This window comes from Virgibacillus sp. CM-4 (assembly GCF_000445495.1).
Lineage (GTDB): Bacteria > Bacillota > Bacilli > Bacillales > Amphibacillaceae > Virgibacillus > Virgibacillus salexigens.
Map to the genome: position 1 here is coordinate 991898 of NZ_AUQA01000002.1, position 22731 is coordinate 1014628.

General features: G+C 37.4%; 19 protein-coding genes and 1 riboswitch. Of the genes, 4 read left to right on the forward strand and 15 right to left on the reverse strand.

What is annotated here, in order from left to right; translation table 11 throughout:
- Window positions 1-28 precede the first annotated feature (28 nt).
- Window positions 29-1081, reverse strand: coding sequence for a glycosyltransferase family 4 protein (locus tag M948_RS28170; protein WP_021289768.1), 1053 nt, complete (start codon window positions 1079-1081; stop codon window positions 29-31).
- A gap of 100 nt (window positions 1082-1181) precedes the next feature.
- Window positions 1182-1913, reverse strand: a complete 732-nt coding sequence (locus M948_RS42510; protein ID WP_021289769.1) for a glycerophosphodiester phosphodiesterase — start codon at window positions 1911-1913, stop codon at window positions 1182-1184.
- Window positions 1914-2099: 186 nt separating this feature from the next.
- Between M948_RS42510 and tagD the strand changes: the two genes are divergently transcribed.
- Together tagD and M948_RS28185 are read left to right on the forward strand one after the other, a co-directional pair.
- Window positions 2100-2498 (forward strand): glycerol-3-phosphate cytidylyltransferase, encoded by a 399-nt coding sequence (gene tagD / locus M948_RS28180; protein WP_021289770.1) that lies wholly within the window; start codon window positions 2100-2102, stop codon window positions 2496-2498.
- Entirely contained in the window at window positions 2491-3636 is a 1146-nt protein-coding gene (locus tag M948_RS28185; protein WP_021289771.1) for a CDP-glycerol glycerophosphotransferase family protein, read from the forward strand. Before tagD ends, M948_RS28185 begins: the two co-directional genes overlap by 8 nt.
- A gap of 390 nt (window positions 3637-4026) precedes the next feature.
- On the opposite strand, the gene M948_RS28190 is transcribed toward M948_RS28185, so the two are convergent.
- The 13 genes from M948_RS28190 to M948_RS28250 form a co-directional block, all read right to left on the reverse strand.
- Window positions 4027-5490, reverse strand: coding sequence for an APC family permease (locus tag M948_RS28190; protein WP_021289772.1), 1464 nt, complete (start codon window positions 5488-5490; stop codon window positions 4027-4029).
- A gap of 163 nt (window positions 5491-5653) precedes the next feature.
- A complete protein-coding gene (locus M948_RS28195; protein WP_021289773.1) occupies window positions 5654-6802 on the reverse strand; it encodes an acyltransferase in 1149 nt (382 codons plus the stop codon).
- A 230-nt stretch (window positions 6803-7032) separates the two neighbouring features.
- Complete coding sequence (locus M948_RS28200) at window positions 7033-7563, reverse strand: DUF1572 family protein (protein ID WP_021289774.1); 531 nt, start codon at window positions 7561-7563, stop codon at window positions 7033-7035.
- 89 nt (window positions 7564-7652) lie between these two features.
- Window positions 7653-11423, reverse strand: a complete 3771-nt coding sequence (locus M948_RS28205; RefSeq protein ID WP_021289775.1) for a S8 family serine peptidase — start codon at window positions 11421-11423, stop codon at window positions 7653-7655.
- A gap of 363 nt (window positions 11424-11786) precedes the next feature.
- Window positions 11787-13193: an NADP-dependent phosphogluconate dehydrogenase gene (gndA, locus tag M948_RS28210; RefSeq protein ID WP_031335187.1), complete on the reverse strand. Its 1407-nt coding sequence runs from the start codon at window positions 13191-13193 to the stop codon at window positions 11787-11789.
- Between the two features lie 114 nt (window positions 13194-13307).
- Complete coding sequence (locus M948_RS28215; RefSeq protein ID WP_021289777.1) at window positions 13308-14384, reverse strand: glycosyltransferase family 4 protein; 1077 nt, start codon at window positions 14382-14384, stop codon at window positions 13308-13310.
- 236 nt (window positions 14385-14620) lie between these two features.
- Window positions 14621-15547 carry an HPr(Ser) kinase/phosphatase gene (gene hprK / locus M948_RS28220; RefSeq protein WP_021289778.1) on the reverse strand — a complete coding sequence of 309 codons (927 nt, stop codon included), beginning with the start codon at window positions 15545-15547 and terminating at the stop codon, window positions 14621-14623.
- A gap of 98 nt (window positions 15548-15645) precedes the next feature.
- Window positions 15646-16590, reverse strand: coding sequence for a lipoyl synthase (lipA, locus tag M948_RS28225; RefSeq protein ID WP_021289779.1), 945 nt, complete (start codon window positions 16588-16590; stop codon window positions 15646-15648).
- Complete coding sequence (locus M948_RS28230; protein WP_021289780.1) at window positions 16583-17401, reverse strand: lipoate--protein ligase family protein; 819 nt, start codon at window positions 17399-17401, stop codon at window positions 16583-16585. Before M948_RS28230 ends, lipA begins: the two co-directional genes overlap by 8 nt.
- Before the next feature lie 128 nt (window positions 17402-17529).
- A riboswitch (TPP riboswitch) is annotated at window positions 17530-17640 on the reverse strand.
- A gap of 103 nt (window positions 17641-17743) precedes the next feature.
- The gene (locus tag M948_RS28235; RefSeq protein WP_021289781.1) at window positions 17744-18046 is read right to left on the reverse strand and encodes a PTS sugar transporter subunit IIB; all 303 of its coding nucleotides are present in this window, start codon (window positions 18044-18046) and stop codon (window positions 17744-17746) included.
- On the reverse strand, window positions 18043-18381 hold the full coding sequence (locus M948_RS28240; RefSeq protein ID WP_021289782.1) for a PTS lactose/cellobiose transporter subunit IIA: 339 nt from the start codon (window positions 18379-18381) through the stop codon (window positions 18043-18045). The genes M948_RS28235 and M948_RS28240 overlap by 4 nt, the downstream gene beginning before the upstream one ends.
- A gap of 2 nt (window positions 18382-18383) precedes the next feature.
- Entirely contained in the window at window positions 18384-19673 is a 1290-nt protein-coding gene (locus M948_RS28245; RefSeq protein WP_021289783.1) for a PTS sugar transporter subunit IIC, read from the reverse strand.
- A 1-nt stretch (window position 19674) separates the two neighbouring features.
- Window positions 19675-20991 carry a 6-phospho-beta-glucosidase gene (locus M948_RS28250; protein ID WP_021289784.1) on the reverse strand — a complete coding sequence of 439 codons (1317 nt, stop codon included), beginning with the start codon at window positions 20989-20991 and terminating at the stop codon, window positions 19675-19677.
- A 265-nt stretch (window positions 20992-21256) separates the two neighbouring features.
- On the opposite strand from M948_RS28250, the gene M948_RS28255 reads away from it, so the two are divergent.
- On the forward strand, window positions 21257-21991 hold the full coding sequence (locus tag M948_RS28255) for a GntR family transcriptional regulator (RefSeq protein WP_021289785.1): 735 nt from the start codon (window positions 21257-21259) through the stop codon (window positions 21989-21991).
- A gap of 23 nt (window positions 21992-22014) precedes the next feature.
- Window positions 22015-22713, forward strand: coding sequence for a chitin disaccharide deacetylase (chbG, locus tag M948_RS28260; RefSeq protein ID WP_021289786.1), 699 nt, complete (start codon window positions 22015-22017; stop codon window positions 22711-22713).
- Window positions 22714-22731: the final 18 nt, after the last annotated feature.

Here is a 22731-nt window from a genome sequence, read left to right on the forward strand (position 1 = left end):
TAACTTGTACTGCCAACCATTGCTTAGCTTACTTCGATTTTTCTTTACTTGTTTCTATCCAATTCAATATTGGTCGATATCTTTCACTCACAAGACCAGTTACTTCCACAATTAATTCAACCATTATCAAGACGGTCATCAAAATAATCGTCGTTCCCCACATTGCTGAACGAGTTAATATGACAGCTGCTAAGCTAAACAACCCACTTAAAGCATAAATCATGATTACCGTCTGACTATGACTGTAGCCCATACGGATAATACAATGATGCAAATGGAATTTATCAGGAGCAGCTAATGGTTTCTTATGTACAATTCTGCGGATGATCGCAAATAATGTATCTAAAATCGGGATAGCCAAAATAATAATTGGAACCATTAGAGAAAAAAGCGCCACATTTTTGAATAAGCCCATTACTGCAATCACGCTTATCATATAACCAAGAAACAGAGATCCAGTATCTCCCATAAATATCTTGGCAGGATGGAAATTATAAACCAAAAATCCAATCGTACTTCCTAATAGCATGAAAGAGAGCAATGCAATTGGATAATTCCCCATTGAAATAGCCAGTACAGAAATGGTTAATAACGCAATCGAAGATACTCCTGCCGCTAGCCCGTCCAATCCATCAATAAGGTTGATCGCGTTTGTAATGGCTACAATCCAAATAATTGTTAATGGTATCGCGGCAATACCAAATTCAATTCGGTCACCAAATGGCACCGTTATAAATTCAATTGTGTACCCGCCAAACACAGGCACCATTGCTGCGATTAGTTGCCCACCAAACTTCACCTTAGCAGATAGTTGCATTACATCATCCAAAATGCCGACAAACATAATAATCGTTGCCCCAATTAAAATTGGCCAATAGTTGTACGTCTGTGGAAGAAAAATGAGAAATCCTAGTAAAAAGCTGCTATAAATAGCAAGACCACCTAACCGTGGCATCATTTTTTGATGTACTTTTCGATGATTTGGTTTATCAACTGCACCAATTACAATTGCCAGTTTTTTTACAAATGGAGTTAAAATAATTGCTGCAATTAAACATATAATAATACCACTATAGCTCACAGGGAGAATCCTCCTATTATTTTTAATGACTTCACAAAAATAAAAATGCTCATAAGAGCATAACTATTTTATCCTACTTCTGTGCTAGACATGTATGAAATTAAACGATAACTTTCTGTAATTTTGAAGAAGTATCTGGATAATGATAAGCTTTATATTTTTCTAATTCATCTGTTGTTACCAAAACAGAAGGATACTTCTTAAATCGTTGCATTTGTTCTACGCTATTCACTGTCCATGCAACAACTTGAATACCTAACCCTTCGCAACGATTCACATATTTTTCTTTTAAGCCATCATGTTTCACAGCAATATAGCTTGCGTCCAATTTTTCAATAAGTCGAAAATGAGAGCGTCTCAATTTATTAACTAACGGTCCTATTTTGACTTCACTTGAAAGTTCACGAAGTTTTGCTAGTGATTTATGATCAAATGAAATTACATAAACTTGCTCAATCATATCAACCTTTTGAATCATTTCGAAAACTTTCTCTTCCACAGAATCATATAATTTTGTGTTTTTCATTTCTATTGAAACAATAACTTGATTTTTAGCTAATCGAAGAACTTCTTCTAAAGTAGGAATTTTTTCGTTTTTCTCAATAGAGAATTCCTGAAGTTCTGATAGAGTATAGTCACGAATTTCGCCAACCCCATCGGTCATTCGATCAATTTTATAATCATGCATAACAACTGGGATACCATCTTTACTAAGATGTACATCCAATTCGATATGAGTAAATCCTAATTCAATAGCAGCTTGAAAAGAAGACATTGTATTTTCTGGATATTTAGCTGGATAACCTCGATGTCCAATACCTCTAATAGTCATCACCATTCTCCTTTCTGCTTTCGAAAATAGTAGTGTTTATTTTCGATTAATTCCATTATAAATCTAATGTATTAAGCGCATATTAGCTAAGAGTAAATAGTTTGTAAATTTGATGAATATAATATAAAAAATTTCTAAAACAAGGTGTTAAACAAATAAAATGGTTAAAAACGGAGGTAACAGGAGATGAAAAAAGTAATTACCTATGGAACATTCGATATCCTTCATACTGGTCATATCAATTTATTAAGACGTGCCAAGAAATATGGTGACTACTTAATTGTTGCTATCTCTACAGATACATTTAATGCAAAAAAAGGAAAACAGGCATACTATACTTTTGAACAAAGAAAATTGATACTAGAAGCAATCCAATATGTAGATGAAGTAATCCCAGAACAGACATGGGATCAAAAAAGAAAAGATATTGAAAAATACCATATTGATGTTTTCGTTATGGGAGATGATTGGAAAGGAAAGTTTGATGATTTACAAGAACTTTGTGAAGTTATTTATTTGCCCAGAACGATTGGGATATCCACAACAAAAATTAAGAAGGATTTAACAAAACCTACACATGAATAGAGAGTTACTGATTACTTTTTATCTGATCATCTTTCGAATTGTTTTTAATCTTTTTCAATTCTTTCCTATTCGAAAAAAAACAACCATGATTGCTTCCTTAGGTCATAACATCCGCTTTACAGCGGAAGCATTAGAAAAACACACAGACGAATCGATCATTATTTTAAAAACAAAACGATGTCAACTCGAATTCAGGTCAACGGACCGGCGTACCATTATTCCGTTCAATGCTAATCACCCATTTGATTGGCTGCGCTCTATTTACCATTTAGCAACCTCGCACGTTATCTTTGCTGATAATTATTATGGGATATTGGCTGTTACCAACTTCCGGCATCGTGTACGTGTTGTTCAACTGTGGCATGCCGCTGGGGCAATTAAAAAGTTCGGACTTCAAGATCCATCCAACAAATACCGCTCTAAAAAAGCGATTGCACGATTCCAAAAAGTGTATCAGCGTTTTACAGACGTTGTGATTGGATCTGAAAAAATGGCATCCATATTCAAAAGAAGCTTCCATATTTCGGATAATCGGTTACGACGTACTGGAATTCCAAGAACAGATTTCTTTTATCAAACAGATCATATACGTCAAGTCAAAAATGAGCTTCAGCATTCCATCGGTTACGATCAAACAAAAAAGATTATCCTATATGCTCCGACTTTTCGAAACATGCCGAAAGCAGATGTTCAATTAAATATAAAGCAGCTATATGACCATTTAAAACATGAATATCTTCTTTTCTTAAGCATTCATCCGTCGGAACAGATTACCGCTACCAATCGCTATCCAGATTTTGTGTTTGATGTTTCTCATTTTTCGATGAATCATATATTAACCATCACCGAAATACTAATTACAGATTACTCTTCCATTCCATTTGAATTTGCTTTTTTTCAACGTCCAATGATCTTTTTCGCTTATGATTTAGAGGATTATAAACAAGAAAGAGGAATGTGGCAGGAATATGAGAATCTCGTTCCAGGTCCAATTGTAAAGACAACCGAAGCGATTGTACATTTAATAAGGGCAAATCGATTTAACCTGAATCACATGCCAGATTTCCATAAAGAATGGAATACCTATTCTGATGGTCACGCTTCAAACCGATTGATTAAAACAATTTATCACCTTTAGCATACCAGTCAAAAAAATCTGGAGTAATGTCCACCAAGTTTTTTTCAAGCTGTCGAGAAAATGTTCGACAGCTATTTCCGTGCTTGGAAAGCAGACACCTATGCATAAAAAAGATAAAATTCATGCAGTTCACCCATCATTGTTGATCTGCATGACTTCTTTAGATGCCCAGTCTATCTTAAGGAACTCCAAGGATAGAAGGTCCTTTCACCTCTACGGAAGAACGATTGAGCCGAGATCACCGAGCGTGAGCTTCAGAAGAAGCTCGGGCGCTCGTTCGTGGAATGGGAGGAACCTTCGTTACTAACAGCAAAAAAGCTTGCGGAAAACCAACGGTTTCTCCGCAAGCTAATGAATTTGGAGTATGGTACTAAAAATTTGTTTCGTTCATTACGAATCTCGATGCTTTGCTTCAATCTGTTTGGAACCTAATATTAAATAATTTAATTCTTCTTTTGGGATCTTATTAAACTCCGTTCGTTTCACAAGGTAGAAAATTCCACCTAACACAATCCAAGCTAATAAAGCGATCCTTGATTCAATTCCTAAAAAGGCTGGTGATCCCGGAATAAGCAGCAATGCTAGGAACACAATACTTGCAATCATCCCTAATGCTGAGAGTGTTTTCTTAAACGGTGAAATCACATGTTTTTTTGGATTAAATTTCTCATCCTTCTTTGTCTTGAATAGTGTAAAGGCTGTGTAACACGTATAAAAATAAGCGATGGTTACACCAATGGAAGACATGTCCACAACCCATAATAAAGCTTCTCTCCCGAACCATGGAGCAAGAGCGGAAACCACAACCGTAAAGATAATCCCCACATACGGCGTTTTGTGTTTAGGGTGAAGTCTAGCAAAAGCTTCTGGTAAGATCTTCGCACGAGCCATTGCAAACAATAAGCGACTGGAAGAAATAATAAAACCATTTAATCCTGTAAATACTCCCATCGTAAGAGCTGTAACTAATAGCACAAGTCCCATCGTACCAAGCAGTTCTTGAATGGCTGCACCTGTACCCCAAACATGGTTTTCATTTACAAGCCCCTGCCAAGGTTCGATCATCGCTGTGGCAAGTATCATAAGACTATATAAAATAGCTGCAAATAAAATAGCAAGAATAATTAATGAAAAAGCTTTTTTTGAAGAAAAATGAAATTCTTCAGCAGCTTGTGGTACATTATCAAAACCTACATAAGCCCAAGGGGCAATCGCTACAATTGATATAATTGCTGCAAAAGCCGTTGTATCCGTAGGGTATAATGGTTGAATATTTGCCAAACCAGAACCTGGATGCCCACCAACCATAAAGGTAATGGCTACAATACTAAGTATCATAATACTACAAAATATAAATTGCATACGACCGGATAAGCCAGTCCCTTTGATATTAAAATATCCAAATGCCCCTAGCAATACAGCAGCAATAATAATTTCCATGCCATAAACATCCCAGCCGGCTATTTGGTAAAGATGTAAATTCTCGATTAAGGCAGGGAATACGAACTTAATCATTAAAGCAAATGCAGACGCGTTCAAAGCTACAATACAAATATAACCTAATGTTAAAAACCAACCGCTTATAAACGCATGCGTACGTCCTAAACTAATAAAAGCATATGCGAATTCCCCCCCTGATACGGGGAAACTTTTTATAAGGAAACCATAGCTGACAGCGATAAGCATCATTAATAAAGCACCAATACCGAAGCCAAGAATTACTCCCATTGGTCCAGCTGTAGACATCCACGTAGTAGGTTGAACAAATGCTCCCCAACCAATTGATGAACCTAAAGCAATAGCCCATACCCAATGGGCTTTCAAAGATTTTTGCAGTGTCGTTCTCTCTTCCATGATTGATCTCCTTTTTTTGGTCAAATGGACCTAGTTGTTCCGTTCACACCTGTAAAATTTTATCACAGTAGTTGAACAGTAAACAAACTCCATTTCTCCTCACATATCAACTAGAAAAGGAACGTCCGGGCAGATGGTGGCATTTTTAATTGAACAGAATACATTATGACCGTATTTCTTGAGTATTCGGAACCTTCCTATCTTTACACGCTGGAACATTCATTGAAATTCTATTTTTCAATACTAATTTTCCCTTTTGCAATCCACTATACATAAGATATGCAAGGATAAATACCAGCGGTGTAAACAACAGATTCCACTCTAATGTTTCAAGCATATCTTGATAGCCATAACTTTTCATGAGCATGCGTACGCTTTCCATTACAAACACATGCGATACATAGATCCCGACTGCGTTTGATCCGATCTTTGATATAAGGGAACCTTTTCCTATCTGATCATATCTAAGAATGAATAAGAAGAGTGTTACTAGAAATGGAATTGTAGATAAATAATAATTCCCTTCTTCCCCGTCCATTAAACGTAAAGTAATAAACCCTTCACCAACTTGCGTAATAGCAAATAACAGGAGAAGACCTACATATATAAATACCGGTATTCTATCCGATAATTTCTTCCACTTCTCAACATATTGAGCAAAGATGCCACCTAGCGAAATGTAGAATAAAGCAAAGAACAAGGTATCTCGTGTATTTATCGGTACCTCAAAAAAGGAAGTATAGGATTGTCCAAACAGCCCAACAAGATTTAATCCTAAACTAATTAAAAATAGGATACGAAGTAACCTACATTTGGTAAACAAAAACAAAAGACTAACCGACCAGATAAGCGCTAATAGAAACCATAAATGATACTGTGTAAAACCAGCCCCATAATAGAACAGATCTAATGTAAAAACATCCTTTGTATAATTCCAAAACATCTCTTGTAAGGCTGGTATTGTTTTAGGCGTATCGATAAATTTAATACCCAAACTAAAGAGGTAATAAAAGAAAAACCAGGCTAGCCAAAGCTTAACTAACTTCCAAGTATATTTCTTGAAGTATGCCCACTGATAAACAAACGGTTTATCATGCTGTTGTTGGATGCTTTTCAATTTACTAATAAACAAATAGCCCGATACAACAAAGAAAAAAGGTACTGCAAACCGAGCTAATGTATCAATAACAAAATCGATATCATCACCTGCTATATTACCAAGCTTCGTATCACTTAACGTACCGGTATGGATACAGACAACAGCAAATATTGCATAGAATTTAAAATAATCAATACTATAATTGCGTCCCATGGTGTTTACCTTCCTTTCATATTGTTACCTATTATGTTTAATAAGTTAGTGTAAACGTAACACCATCTATTCATACTCTTTCGGACGTCGGCAGCAAGGTGTGCGGTATTTAATATATTTGTAAATGCTTATTAACTTTCGTTGCTAAAATTTAATATATTGCATAAAAAAAACCACAACTTTTGTGGTTTTCAACTTACAGAACTTAAATAAAAGATTAGAAGTTCTGTTTAACTATTTAAGCTATCTCCCCTCAAATATGCTTCTGATTTTCCTTTTGGGATACTTAAGGTTTGCCATGTATCACCCTTTAGCTGCTTGCTTATATAGAGAATCTGCCCAACATGAGAAGCATAATGGGCGAGTTGTCGCTCAATTGCATCAATGATGACAAGTGCTTCCCCGCGGATGCTGATATGCTTTTCTAAATCATGCTCATGTAGATGATTAAGAGCAGTAAACAAAACTTCCCACCCTTTCTCCCATAACTCGAACATTTCTTGGTTTGTAGCAATGGTATCGACAAACTCCTGATCGCGATTACGATCTGACTTCTCTCCATCAGTAGTTAGAAAGTCCTTCCATCTTGAATGCATATTTCCGCTCATATGTTTTACTATTACAGCAACACTGTTTGATACTTCGTTGGGTTTCCAGTGAATCTCATTATCATTCAGTTGAGCCATTGCTTTTTCACCTTGATCTTTTACTTGTTTGAACCGTTTTTGAATAACCTGAAGATAGATTATACCAATTGCCATATAAATCTCCTCCTCTATTATGTAGTTTCTACATACACACTATGATAGCTGTAATAAAGAACAGCTCCTTTAGGAAGCTGTTCTTTATTCTAGCCGAAGATCCCCCATAGCTTGCCGAAAATCAACCATAGTTGATTAAAAATAAACCCTAATGGATTGTCATTATCTTCTTCTTTATCATTATTTAATTGAGTTACCGTAACCGTTTCGACTGTCTCATGACCTGCTAGATCCACAACTTTAAATTCAAATTCATTCTCACCTTCTTCAAGATCTAGTTCAACTTCAATTTCATCCTTAAATTTATTCTTACCATAAGGTTTAGAGAGTTCATGTGTAAAGACATGGTCGCCATCAACAAATAAATTAATATCATCAAAGTTGTCCTTCACTTTGGCGGTTAGTGTGATCGAGTCTGATTTGGTTTTCTTTTTCCCTTTTACGTTTAATTTTGCTTTTGAACTATCAACGAAGTACCTGCGCCCAATTTCTGTTTCATTTCCAACATGATCGACTGCCTTAATATGTTTAAAGTAGTAGCCATCTTTTTTATGATCCATCGGTAATGAAAAGTCATAACGCTCTTCTGCTTCATTGTAAATAAGCTCGGCTTTTTCTCCATCAATGGTAACTTCTTTTACACCGGATTCATCTGTAACATATCCCTCAAAAATAACTTCCCTATCTGCATCAACGCCATTCATTTCAGGTGTAAGTAAATGTAAATCTGGAACGGTTGTGTCCGGTTCCACCATTTCCGCATCCACTTCCACTTCATTACCGGCGTAATCCGCTGTTACAACCGTAATGGTATCTTCCGGTTCAATTCCCGTTAATGGATGTTCCGTTTCCCCATCGACATAAGGTTCTTCTAAGACAGGTTCTCCATTAACAAATACATCCCAATAGGCGACGCCACTACCTTCTCCTTTATCTGTGGCATTGACCGTTAAAAGTTCGTTATCAAAGCTATAACTTGCTTCTACTTCTGGAGCCGTATTATCCAATATAACTGGTAATTGCAGGCTTTGCCATTCTGCTCCCTCAAAATCAATTACAGCTTCTACTTGAAGATAATAATTACCTTCAGGTGCCTGTTCCCCTTTTATTTTCCCGTCCCAAGCTCTTGCACCGGAAATAGAGTAATAGGCCGCTGCACCAGAATCATAATGATTTTTTGTTAATTCGGATTCTAAGCGAATCGTCCTTACCTTCTTCCCATCTTTATTAAGAACAGTAAACTTCGCATCCTTTGCATTTCTTAGGAATGACAGCATCATGAGTGCATCGTCCTGTACACCATCGCCATTTGGAGAGAATGCAATCTTTTCTGGATCTACTTCACCAGTAGCTAAATCTTCTCCTAAATAACCATATTGCATTTCTCCAGCATCGTCTTCTCCTAATGATGTGACAACAGATGTCATTCCATAGAATGAATCCTCATCCCAGATAGGTTCATCAAAAATTGGAGCATCGTCCCATTCTCCTTTAAATCCTACATAAGGAACAGCCAATTCGGGGTTAGTATCTGTCGGATCCGTTAATGTTACAAATCCCTCGAGCCAATATCCATTTGTAAAGATCTCTGATAGTGAATCATCTACGGAACTTATATCGATTGTAACGGTAAATGTCGTGGAATCATTTGCTGGAACTTCAATGGTTGTACTCGTTTCTCCATTAATTGTCGCCAACTCTCCAAGATCGTTTGCTGCAAAATCATTTGGGGCTGTCACCGTAACGCCTCCGCCATCTACGGGAGTATCCGTTTGGACATTAGCCTTGACATCATACGTTACCGCTTCATCACTTACATTCTCTGCAGTTAATTCAAACGATACTTGATCGCCTTCTATCTCTTTCAAAGCCACTTTGGCCTCATTTGTTTCTGCTTCTGTCACAACAACTGGCGTGGATAACGCTGCATGTAATTGCATGATTCCCGCCCCTTGTCGACGTGGAGATACTGGCTCACCTTCAAATTCAACTTGATCAGAAGTATTCATCATTAATTTTTTCGCTAGATTAACTCGATCTGCCTGCTCATATCCAAATTCTTCATCTACACGTTGCAATACAAGTGCGCTTCCCCCCGATACATGAGGAGCTGCCATGGATGTCCCGCTCATTAAACCATATTGGTTATCATTCAATGTCGAATAGATTTGCCCGCCTGGAGCCGTAATTTCTGGTTTAAAGTCTAGATTTGGCGTTAATCCCCAAGATGTGAAAGCACTCATCTTTCCAGCATCAGGATTATCAATTGTTGCTGTATCTCCTGAGAATCCAACGGTTACAGCTTGTCCATTGTTAAGTGCCTCAGCCAATTGATCTCCATCACTTTTTAGCATAAATAACTGCGGTATCGTAATTGCTGCGTCTGTTGCCATATTAACAATACCATCTGTATTATTGTAGATAATTACACCAGCAGCACCATTTTCTTGTGCATTCAATGCTTTTTCAGTAAATGCAAGTTCTCCTCTTTGGATTAACGCATACTTTCCTTCTACTTCTTTTCCTTCAAAATCTTCAGGATATCCTAAGCCCGCCTCAATGACCTCAAAGGCTGAACCATCAGTCGGAGGACTTGTCTGACCAGCCGATAAAAATGCTGCCGTTCCTGAATCCCCATCAATCGTGTAATCAAGTTCATCTACTTCCATGAATGTATTTTCATAAGAAGCTACCTGTAAAGAATCATCAGCTACTCCAGGTGAACCTACTAGCCCGTAATCTGGATTGGAAGCGTATGGGTAAAAATAGCCATCAGCAAACAATGCAGAGTTCCCGGCGGATATTGACATTAGTACACCATTGTCTACCGCACGCGTTACCGCTTGTTGTTCAGGTGAATCTGCGTCCACAAAACCTGATGGCGAACCAAGGCTCATATTTAGAGCATCCACACCTAACTTAATCGCATCATCAATTGCTTTTATATAGATATCACCAAACGTATATTGCATCTCTGGATCATTCCCAAATACTTTAAGTGCAAGTAATTGAGCCTCTGGAGCTATCCCTAGCACTCCCCCATTTTCTTCATCACCATTAGCGGCAACCGTACCAGCTACATGCATCCCATGATAGTTTGCCTCTGCATGTATTTCTCTTATTTCGTCATTCTCATCCATATAGTTATATCCATATGGTACTTTATTGGTATAATAACCGCCTGGAAGGTCCTCCTCTTCAATAATCCCATTCACGGTATCTTCTGTGAGAGCTGCTGACTCATTGTCAGAAAGCACCATATCCTGGTGAGTAGGATCAATTCCAGTATCAATAATTCCAACAACCATTCCTTCACCCTTGAAACCATAATCTCTCCATGCTTGTTGTGCCTCTACGAGCTCTTTGCTGTATTTCATATTAGGCTTTGCAATTGGACGTTCATACTTATTCACTACATGAACCTCTTTGACGCTAGGAATCGAACTAACTTTTTCTATGTCACCTTGCTTTATTTCTGCACTAAAACCATTTACGACCGTCGTAAACTCTTGTAAGTATTCTGCTTCTACTTTCTGTTGTGTCATTTCTGATTTAATTGTTTTTTGTTTCTTTTTCGCATCTACTTCTAATTTCTTTTTCTCACTTTCAGCCATACTATTAAAGGTTATCCCTCGTTTTGTGGCTACTTCAATAGCAGGCTGATCATCTACTTCAACAATGACACGTACCTCTTTATCAGGATCTTCTGTTGCATTCAGTTTATCCTTGGATAATTCCGTTTTCTTTAACGCTTGTCCAGATAATTGACTGATAGCATTTACTGTAGAAAAATTACTGAACGTGAGTAAGAATACAAATAAAATAAGAATAGTCCGTCTTATTCTCGGTTTTCCCTTCATTGACTTCTCCCCCTCTTCATAGTTTACTAGACTAAAGTGAGCCTCCTCCCTCTGAATGTACTAAGACTTAATATTCAGATTATAACAATCATATTAAATTTCAGAAAATTACACCAGTATCTAAAGTCCTAGTCGATAAGTTACATAATAAGTTGTGGATCGGCAACTTATTCATTTGTTTTATTTTATTTTTGCCATACTTATCCAATATATGACAATTTAAGTCCTTACGATAATCGTGACTAAAGACCCGGAAGAGGGATTACTTTGGTAAAATAAAACTCTCTCTTTCATTTTCAAAATGAATCAAAGTAAAAAACTACCCCCCTAAGTGAGGTGTAGTTTTTAAAATCTACGATTCATTTATAACCAGTTCGTATGGAATACGCCTTCTTTGTCTTTTCGTTGGTACGTATGTGCACCAAAATAATCCCGTTGTGCTTGGAGTAAGTTAGCAGGTAAGTCTTCTGCACGGTAACTATCGTAATAAGCAATTGCACTTGAAAATGCCGGAACAGCTATTCCTTGTTTTATTGCAATTGCAACGACTTCACGTAATGCATCCTGATACCCTTCAACAATCTCTTTGAAGTAAGGATCTAACATTAGGTTAGCTAATCCTGGTTCACGATCATACGCATCTTTAATCTTTTGTAAGAAATGCGCACGTATAATGCAACCACCACGCCAGATCATGGCAATATCACCATATCGTAGATTCCAGCCATTTTCTTCTGATTGAGCACGCATTTGTGCAAATCCTTGAGCATAAGAACAAATTTTACTCATGTACAATGCTTTACGTACCGCTTCAATTAGTTCTTGTTTGTCCCCGGAATATGAAAGTACAGCTGGACCTTGCAATTGTTTACTTGCCTTCACGCGTTCCTCTTTCATTGCTGAAATAAACCTTGCAAAAACAGATTCCGTAATTAATGGAAGTGGTACCCCTAAGTCAAGGGCATTCTTGCTTGTCCATTTACCTGTTCCTTTTTGTCCTGCAGTATCTAAAATGACTTCGACTAATGGTTTTCCAGTTTCTTGGTCTTTTTTTGTAAAGATATCCGCCGTAATTTCGATTAAATAACTGTCTAATTCACCTTTATTCCATTCGGCAAAAACCTCATGTAATTCATCCGTGTCCAAACCTAACACATGTTTTAAAATATAATAAGCCTCGGAAATAAGCTGCATATCCCCGTATTCAATGCCATTATGAACCATTTTTACATAGTGTCCTGCTCCATCTGGACCTATGTATGTTGTACAAGCCTCTCCATCTACTTTTGCAGAAATCGCCTCAAAAATTGGCGCGACTAAGTCATACGCCTCTTTTTGGCCACCAGGCATAATGGAAGGTCCTTTTAATGCTCCTTCTTCTCCTCCAGATACACCTGTCCCAATAAAGTGAATTCCTTTATCTTCCAATAACTTATTCCTGCGAATCGTCTCTTCATATAATGTATTCCCACCATCAATAAGAATATCACCTTTATCTAAATGCGGAAGCAGCGACTCAATGGTCGCATCTGTTGGCCTCCCTGCTTTTACCATCAACATAATCTTTCTCGGCTTTTCAAGCGATTGAACAAATTCTTCAATCGTTTTCGACCCTTTAAAGTTCTTTCCTTTAGCTTCATTTTCTAAAAAAGCCTCTGTTTTATCGCCAGAACGGTTATAAACAGCAACGGAGTACCCTCGACTTTCAATGTTTAACGCTAGGTTTTTCCCCATTACCGCTAAACCGATAACACCAATTTGTTGTTCCATGAAAATATGCCATTCCTTTCTACTACGATACAAATCGTTTAAATTTGATGTGACGAACTCCTTAACCACCAAATCTACCTTCATTATAGTAAATTTCCGGTATTTATAAAACACTTATGATTTATCCCTGTTCTTTTTCAATATTCGCCTAATAAAGTCAAGCATTGGGCGTTTACCTCCCATGACGATTCCAGCCATTTCTGCAAATAGATGAATCAGGAGCAGCACTAAAATGGTAATAAGAAACGCTGTAGTCATACTTGCAAAGGAAAACGGTATAGCCATCGTACCAAATAGGATACTGAATGCATAAATAATCAACACCGTTTTTCGATGGCTATACCCGGCTTGTAAGAGTTGATAGTGAACATGCTTATTATCTGCCATCATGATACTTTCTTTGTTGTAAGCTCTACGAATAACTGCAAATAATGTATCAAAGATTGGTACTGCGAGAACAATGATTGGGATGATAAAACTAAATAACGCAATGTTTTTGAAGAGACCTAACATGGATACAACGGCAATCATATACCCGAGAAAATTAGATCCTGTATCGCCCATATAGATTTTGGCAGGATAAAAGTTATGATATAAAAAGCCTAAATTACTTCCAATTAAAGCGATACAGAAATATGCAGCAACTACTTGCATATCAATAAAAGCCATCATACAAATACTAATTAATGCAATTGTTGAAACTCCTGTCGCTAACCCATCCAAACCATCAATTAGATTAATTGCATTGGTTACACCAACCACCCACAAAACCGTAATGAGTACACTAATAAACCCCAACTCTACGGTACCAAAGAAAGGTAACGTAAGTCTTTCAATAATTAAACCGGAAGATATTAAAAACGATGCAGCAATTAGTTGACCTGTTAACTTTACCACAGGTTGAATTGTAAATCGATCATCGATTGCACCTGTTAACACAATTACTACTGCACCTGCAGCAATTTCTGGTAGATGTGGATGCACTGGCTGCAAATAGAGCAAACCAGCTATTGTCCCCAAAAAGATAGCAATGCCACCTAGTCGAGGTGTTACCTTTGTATGTATTTTCCGGTGATTAGGAAAATCAACTGCACCGACAAGCGTTGCAAATTTCTTTACCGGGTAGGTTGTTAGAAAAGCAGTTAAGATTGCGATGACAAACGCTATTAGTAAATCCAAAACATTCAACATATCATTCTCCTAGCATCTTTGCTGTAATTCTTAGCTGCCTATATTGTCGGTTACATAATTGGTTAAATTATAGCGGATATTCGTTGGTTTTAGCAAATCATTGTCTATGAAGAAACGTTTGAACTTATAAAAAAGAGGCTGACGTACAAATCAGCCTTTCACCTATGCAACTGCAGTATAATGTTCCTATGGGATTCCTTTGTTAAAAATCAAGCTGAGCGAATGACAGCAATGATTTATCCTTGATTGTCTTCCATATCCAAATCTAATCGTTCCATAAATTCTTCAGCAGCACTATATCCTTGCTGTTGCAAATACCAATTATTAGCAGCAGCCTCAATCAACCCAACCACATCTCGACCTGGTTGCAGTTGAATTTCTATTTTAGGAACTGTCACATCCATATATTCACTCGATTCAGTTTCTACCTCTAACTCATTATTCAGTGCGTCCTTTTCCCATTCGGTTAATTTGATATCTAAGGCTATTCTCGTTTCTTCTTGAAATGCCTTCTGCCCATACACCCTTACTACATTTAATAAGCCAACACTTCGGAGAGCGAGAAACTCTTTATTCGTTTGATTATGTGTTCCGAGTAATGTATCTGGACCAAGCTTCTTCAAGACAACAATATCATCTGCTACTAATCGATGACCTCTGCCAATTAAAGCATGTGCAATCTCACTTTTGCCAATTCCTGACTTTCCTCTAATTAGAATACCTAACCCAAAAATATTGACACACACCGCATGGACTGCCGTTTCTGGCGCTAACGCCTTCACCATGTAGGCATCATATTTCTCGATAAATGTTGACGTAGGCTCTTTCGTTCGTAATAAAGGTATTCCCTCTTCTTTACAAAACTGCGTTAAATATGTCAGCCCAGCTTGCTCTGATGTAACGATAAAGCAAGGAGGGTGGTAATTTACAATATTACCAATTCGTAATCGTCGCTCCTCATGTGTCAGCTGATGTAAATACGTAATTTCTTTTCGTCCGAGCACTTGGACATGTTCCATCGGAAAAAAGTCAAAGTAGCCGATAAATTCTAACCCAGGGCGATGCGTTCTCGCCTTGGTAATGGATCGATCAAGTTGATCCTCTCCAGCCAATATTTCCAGATTGAATCTACCAGCTAGTTGTTTAATTGTTATTGACTTCATCTGTATACGCTCCATTTCTATTACAACTATAGCTTTTAACTATATTATGTTTCTATACGAAAAACAAGAAATGGAGGTTTCATAACGGATTGGAAATGTTAGAAAGTAAAATCTACTTCTTTTTTTTCCTGTTTTTCATAGCCTTTCATATAGTTAATTCGACGTTGCGCCGAGGCTTGGGTTACTTGTTCATCTGCATGATAAGAAGATCGAACCAATGGTCCAGCTTCACAATGTGAAAATCCTTTCTCAAGTGCAATTTGTTTTAACTCGGCAAACTCATCTGGATGGTAATAACGCTCAACATTCAAATGTTTTTTTGTTGGTTGTAAATACTGACCAATTGTCATAATATCGACTTTATGCGCTAAAAGATCATCCATTGCTTGAATGATTTCCGCTTTCTCCTCACCCAAACCAACCATAATACTAGATTTGGTCGGTGTTTTAGGAGCGATTTCCTTCACGCGTTCCAATAATTGAAGAGACCGATCATACATCGCTCTAGCTCTTACACGTTTTGTTAGCCTGCGTACCGTTTCAATATTATGATTAAAAATATCTGGTGCACTATCCATCAATGTATATAGACTCTCGTAGTCCCCTTTCATATCTGATGGTAGAATTTCAATCGTACATCCTGGGTTTTTTCTTCGAATTGCTCGTACCGTCTCAGCAAATACAGCCGCTCCCCCATCATTTAAATCATCACGTGCCACTGCTGTAACTACAACATGCCGTAGCCCCATAACGGTAACCGAATTAGCCACCCTTTCTGGCTCTCCCCAATCTAATTCATTTGGTAATCCAGTTTTTACAGCACAAAAGCGGCATCCTCTTGTACATGTATCTCCTAAGATCATAAACGTCGCAGTTTTACGTTCACTCCAACACTCATGTATATTTGGGCAGCGTGCTTCTTCACACACTGTATTCAGGCGATTTTCGCGCATTAATTTCTTTAATCCTCTGTAGGATTTATTCGTGTTTATTTTTGTTTTTAACCACTCCGGCTTTCGTATATATGTTTGATCTTTAGGCATGGGATACAACTCCTTTGATTGTATTATCTGTATATTTTCGTTCTGCTAGATCGTATACTTCATTCCATTGGCTTTTTGTTAATGTAAAAGGTTCAAGTTCAATATTCAATCCCTCTCCGAATCCTTCTAAAAAAGCTGTTTTAACCGTTTCATAGGAATGTTTCCTTTGCGTTACCTGATTAATCGTCGTAGCTTTTTTCCAAAATGCCTGTTTTTTTCTCTCCTTGACACGTTCAGAAGGAAATAAAAAAAGATCGAATAACATATCTACATTCATCGATATCGGAATCGAACCATGTTGGAGCAATACTCCTTTTTTTCTTGTCTGTGCATTACCAGATATCTTTTTGCCATCTGCAACCATTTCATAGAATGCGGGTCTCTCAAAACAAATACTACTCCGTTCTTTTGAAAACGATTCGGCATAATCAACTGGAATGTTTAAATTTTGATAGCCTCGTAGTATGCCTTTTGACAAATCATAGTACGCTTGACGAATCGATGAAGCAATTGCCGGATGTTGTTCAGATATTACAATACTATACGTTAGTTCATCATCATGCAGAACTGCACTGCCCCCAGTCATTCTCCGCACAAATTGACATTGATGGTTTTGAATACCTTCTACATCGATTTTTCCGTCTACTTTTTGAAAATGACCAATTGAAAGCGTGGGGGCTATCCATTGATAAAAACGTAATGTAGGCGGTATTTTTCCTTCATGATGCCAATTAAGTAATGCCTCATCTAATGCCATGTTAATGGCAGCATCATGAGGTACATTTTCTAAAAATCCCCATTTTTCTTGCACGAAAATCGCCTCCCATAAGAAGAATCTTTTCAACAAAGGCCTAACCGGAGGTGCACATGTATGAAAGAAAACCATGATACTTCCTCATAAAAAAGACTGCATTCGTCGTGAATGCAGTCAATAAAGTATCCCTATTGACCACACTTTCCCACGCAGGCATTATCCTGTTCGGGTACGAAGGGTCAAAACGATTCCTACGCTCTTCTCAGCTACTTTACATAGCTCCCCTAGTGTTGAAAAGATTCCATTTAGTTTTAATTTACCAACAAAATCAGCTTAACAAGCTTGCCATAAATTGTAAAGGCGCAATTTTTTTCGTACAACTTCATTTCTATTATTCTTCTATTTCTTTAAAGCGATGGCTTGATCTAAAACCTTATCTCCTTGGATCATGCCATAAGCTATTTGATCAATTACATCAACAGCGATTCCTTTTGGTTCCAACTGCTCTCTAATCTTCTTTTCTAAATAACGGACTTGTGGACCAATTAATACAACATCAAGATCATCCAGCTCGTTCTTTAATTGTGATTCTGCTACCGCATTAATCTCGGCCATTATATTTCTATCGTCAGCTGATTGTTTCATTTTTTTTACAAGCATGGAAGTCGACATCCCCGCAGAACAAACTAAAATAATCTTCATTTGTTTCCCTCCTCTAGGATTTGCATCTTTTCATACATATCAATCATTTCACTAGCTAAATCTTTTACTGTCATGGCGGTCATTAGATGGTCCTGTGCATGTATTAGAATGACGGAAACCTCTGTTTGGTTCCCTTCTGCTTCTTCCTGTAAAAATTTCGTTTGAATATGATGAGCTTCTGTAAATTCTTCATCCGCCTCTGCTATTTTTTGTCGTGCTTCAGCAAATTGATAAGATTTTGCTAAAGAAATAGCTTCCATTGCAGATGACCTTGCATTTCCAGCATGAAGTATAATCGAAAAGGATAGCATCTGTACATCTTCTTTTGTAGTCATGGTTATTCCCCCTTATTTCTCTTTAAGGTTCTTGCACCTGCTAAAATGAATGGAATATACATGATAACAGCCAGCACTAAATTAAATACTTGAAGCCCAATTCCACGCCAGCTACCGCCTGTTACTAGATAACCACTTAAAATTGGCGGTGTTGTCCATGGAAGAATTGCCACTGTTCTTGGCACTATACCAGTAGCTAATGCAATATAGGATGTAATCGTCAATGTTACAGGAATCAATATAAATGGAATTAACATCACAGGGTTTAATACAATTGGTAGTCCAAAAATAACCGGTTCATTAATGTTAAATAGCCCTGCTGGCGCTGATAACTTTGCAACTTGTCGATATGGATGGTTTCTCTCTCTACGTATTACAATAAAGACTGCAATTAACAATGCAATGGTCGTTCCTGATCCACCCATAAAAACAAATGAATCTAAGAATGGTTTTGTTACAATATTAGGTACGTCAAATGCTGACATACCGCTCTTAAATAAATCGAGATTTTGTTCAATCAGTGGCAAGTAGACCGGTTCAATTACTGATCCAATAATATTCGTCCCATGTAAACCAAAGAACCATAATAAGTGATTAAGAAAGGATACAACCATTGCTGCGGGCAAAGTATTCCCCAAACCTTGTAACGGTTCTTGAATTGCATTAAAGATAACTTCAAAAATACTTTGCTCTGCGAACACATTCATTAATGCCTGGAAAAAACCTAGAATAATTAAAATGATCACCGCAGGTACTAATGCTTTGAAGGAGCGTGTAACCCCGTCTGGAACACCTTCTGGCATTTTAATAGTCAAATTCGAATTTATCAATATTCTGAAAAGTTCTGTGACAAGAAGCGCTATAATAATTCCAACAAATAGTCCTTGCGTACCTAACCATGCTGCGGTTAAACCAGCGCCATCCTCTGTCCAAGGGACTAGCATAATAAAACCGGCAGCTGATATGAGACCAGCAGATAGCCCATCTACGTCATAAGACTTAGCTAAATTATAAGCTATAGAAAAGGATACTAAAAGACCTAATATAGCAAAAGTACCGTTCCAAATACTCCCCCCGACTGTTTGCCAATTGCCATCACCAAAGATTCCATTCATCCATTCAACAAAATTAAAGTTGCCAAATGGCGGAAAATTATTAATTAAAATAGCAAGTGACCCAACGATAATTAATGGCATGATCGCAACGAACCCGTCTCGGACAGCTACTAGATGTCGCTGTGATCCAATACGTCCAGCAATTTCAATGAACTTTTGCATAAATTTACTGTTCATCTTAAATCCCCCTTGAATTAAATTGTGGCAAATATGCTTGATGTGCTTCCAATAACTCATCCAGCACATCCTTGCTTCTCTTTTCATCAGCAAGTAATGGATTCATCACCATTGCTGTGTATGCATCGTTGTAGTTCCCAGTGATACTTGCTTGAATAACTAGTTCCTCAAAGGCCTTCATTTGATAAATATGACCTTTAACCGAAAGTGGTAAATGCCCAACAGCAATTGGTTTTGGTCCATTTTTAGTAATAATGCAATTAACTTCAATAACAGCATCTTCTGGCAAATCGGGTATTGCTCCATGGTTCCATGTGTTTACCGTCTGAATATCCTGTTTATTATTATAAATGGAGTCCATTAAACTACATGCTACATCGCTATAAAAAGCTCCACCACGTTCTTCAAGTTCCTTTGGCTTCTCATATAACGACGGGTTTTTATAAATCTCAAAAAGAGATCCTTCCAAATCCTGAACTACCTCGGCTCGTGTGCCATTTTCTTTAAACGCTTTCAAGTCTTTTTTTAGAACATCCGCCGTTTGAAAATAATATTGATGATATGGATTCGGAAGTAGACCCGTAGCTTCTATAAACGTCTTGGTCCAGCCTAAATTAACAATATTTGCTGGTGAATAGTCAAGGTCGTGGGTCACTTTTTCTAATACTTCATTCGTTCGATCTTCTCCATTAACAAGGACCTTACTACCAAATACAAAATGATTCATGCCAATAAATTCAATACTCACTTCATCTGGCTTTACATTTAAAATTTCTGCAGTCGAATGTCGCATATTAAATGGGATATTGCATACACCGATAACCTTCTTATGCGGAGAGTGTTTTAATAAAGCTTCTGTAACAATTCCAGCAGGGTTTGTGAAATTAATTATCCATGCATTCGGACAAATGTCATGCACGTCTTTCGCTAATTCTAAAAGGACTGGGATAGTACGAAATGCTTTGAAGATACCTCCAGCTCCGTTTGTTTCTTGCCCAATAAACCCATGGCTTAATGGAATACGTTCGTCTTTTGATCTGGCTTCTAACCCACCCACTCGTATTTGAGTAGAAACAAAGTCCGCATTTTCAAGTGCTTGCCGGCGATTTAAGGTCCATGTTAGATGAATTGCTTTATTTGATTTCTCTATCATTCGTAATGCTAATCGTCCAATTATTTCTAGTTTCTCTTTCCCCGCTTCAACATCTACAAGTACAATGTCTGTAACGGGAAATGAGTCATAGCGCCGAATAATTCCTTCAATTATTTCAGGTGTGTAACTAGACCCTCCACCTACTACTACAAGTTTTAATGTCATTTCCTTTAACTCCTTTGATGTTTTTTGAAACCGCTTTTATAATAGTGTATCGTTGTATTTTGTTGTTCATCTAAAATGTATCATACAAATTATTTAAAGTCCATACATTTCAAGAAATATGTTTCTTATTGTAATAACATTTATAAAATATTGTCATTATATGTGTAATCTTGTACACTTTAATTAAGTGAATTATTGCTTTTTTATGTCTTTAATTTTAGCGTTAATATATATCCAAACTAGGATCGAGTAAGGAAGTGTGCAAATGGAAAAGAATCAATCATTACATGCTTATATTAAGGAAGAATTGTTGAATCGTATTAAAACAAACAAATATAAGAAAGGAGAGAAAATACCTACCGAATTAGAGTTATGTGAAGATTTTGGAGTGAGCAGAACAACCATCCGAACTGCTCTAAATCAACTAACACTAGAAGGGTATTTAAATCGCCACCAAGGACGAGGTACATTTGTAGCAGATCAAAAAGTGAAACAAACGCTTTCGCAAACGGTAAAACGCTACAGTGATCAAGTTGCTATTCAAGGCAAAGAAGCTGAGATAACTGTATTAGATATACAAGTTATTCCTGCAAATGAATATATCGAGCATTCCTTAGACGTTTCTTTAAACGATCCTATTCAGCGCGTGGAACGTGTGAGAAAGGCAAATATGGAACCAACGCAATATGAGATTTCCTATATTCCGTGGAATGTTGCTCCAGGCATCACAAAAACGCAAGCAGAATCATCGCTATATGCTGCTTTAAAAGAAGAGTTTCAAGTACATATAGCCAAAACGATTGAACATGTAGAAATTACGTTAGCAGATGAAAGAGCTTCCAGCCATCTAAATTGTGAACAAGGTGCGCCTTGCTTTTATATTGAAACCGTTGCAGAAAACGAAAAAGGAGAGAAAGTAGAGTATTCACGTGCTTTCTTTAGAGGGGATAAAACAAATTTTGTAATTGAACGTAATTATCCATTTGAAAATAATCTATAATTTTAGAATGTAGGGGGATATTTATGATGCATGTCTTATTCAATGCCGATGATTTCGGATTAACCAAGGGCGTAACAGACGGAATTATAATGGCCCATCAAAATGGAGTTGTCACTTCAACAACCTTAATGATGAATGGGAAAGCAGTGAATTATGCTGTCGCACGTGCTAAAGAGAATGATACATTACATGTCGGCATTCATCTTGTCTTAACATGGGGGAAACCTTTAAGTTCCGTACCGGAATTGGTTTGTGAAAATAACCGGTTTAAATATTCAAGCAGGTATCGACACATGGAAGCGCCAAACTTGCAGGCAGTTGAGAAAGAATGGCGTGCACAAATTGAAGCTTTTTTAGCTACTGGTCTCTCTCTACACCATATCGATAGTCACCATCATGTACATGGATGGGAACCGCTACAACAGTTAATCATTTCACTGGCAAAAGAATACCAAGTGCCCGTACGTATAACAGATAACTTAGCTGCAGAACAAGATATTTTATTGACGGAACAAATTTGGTTAGACTTTTATGGGGATGGAGTTTCTGCTGACATTTTTACACGGCTGAAGCAGACAAATGCCAAAAGTATCGAAGTAATGACACACCCTGCCATTGTCGATAAGGAATTACGTCAGATTAGCAGCTATACAGATAAACGGAAGCAAGAGTTAGATATTCTTTGCTCCTTACACGTCCCCGATTGGGCTATCATTGAGTAAAGACATCTTCCATATAGG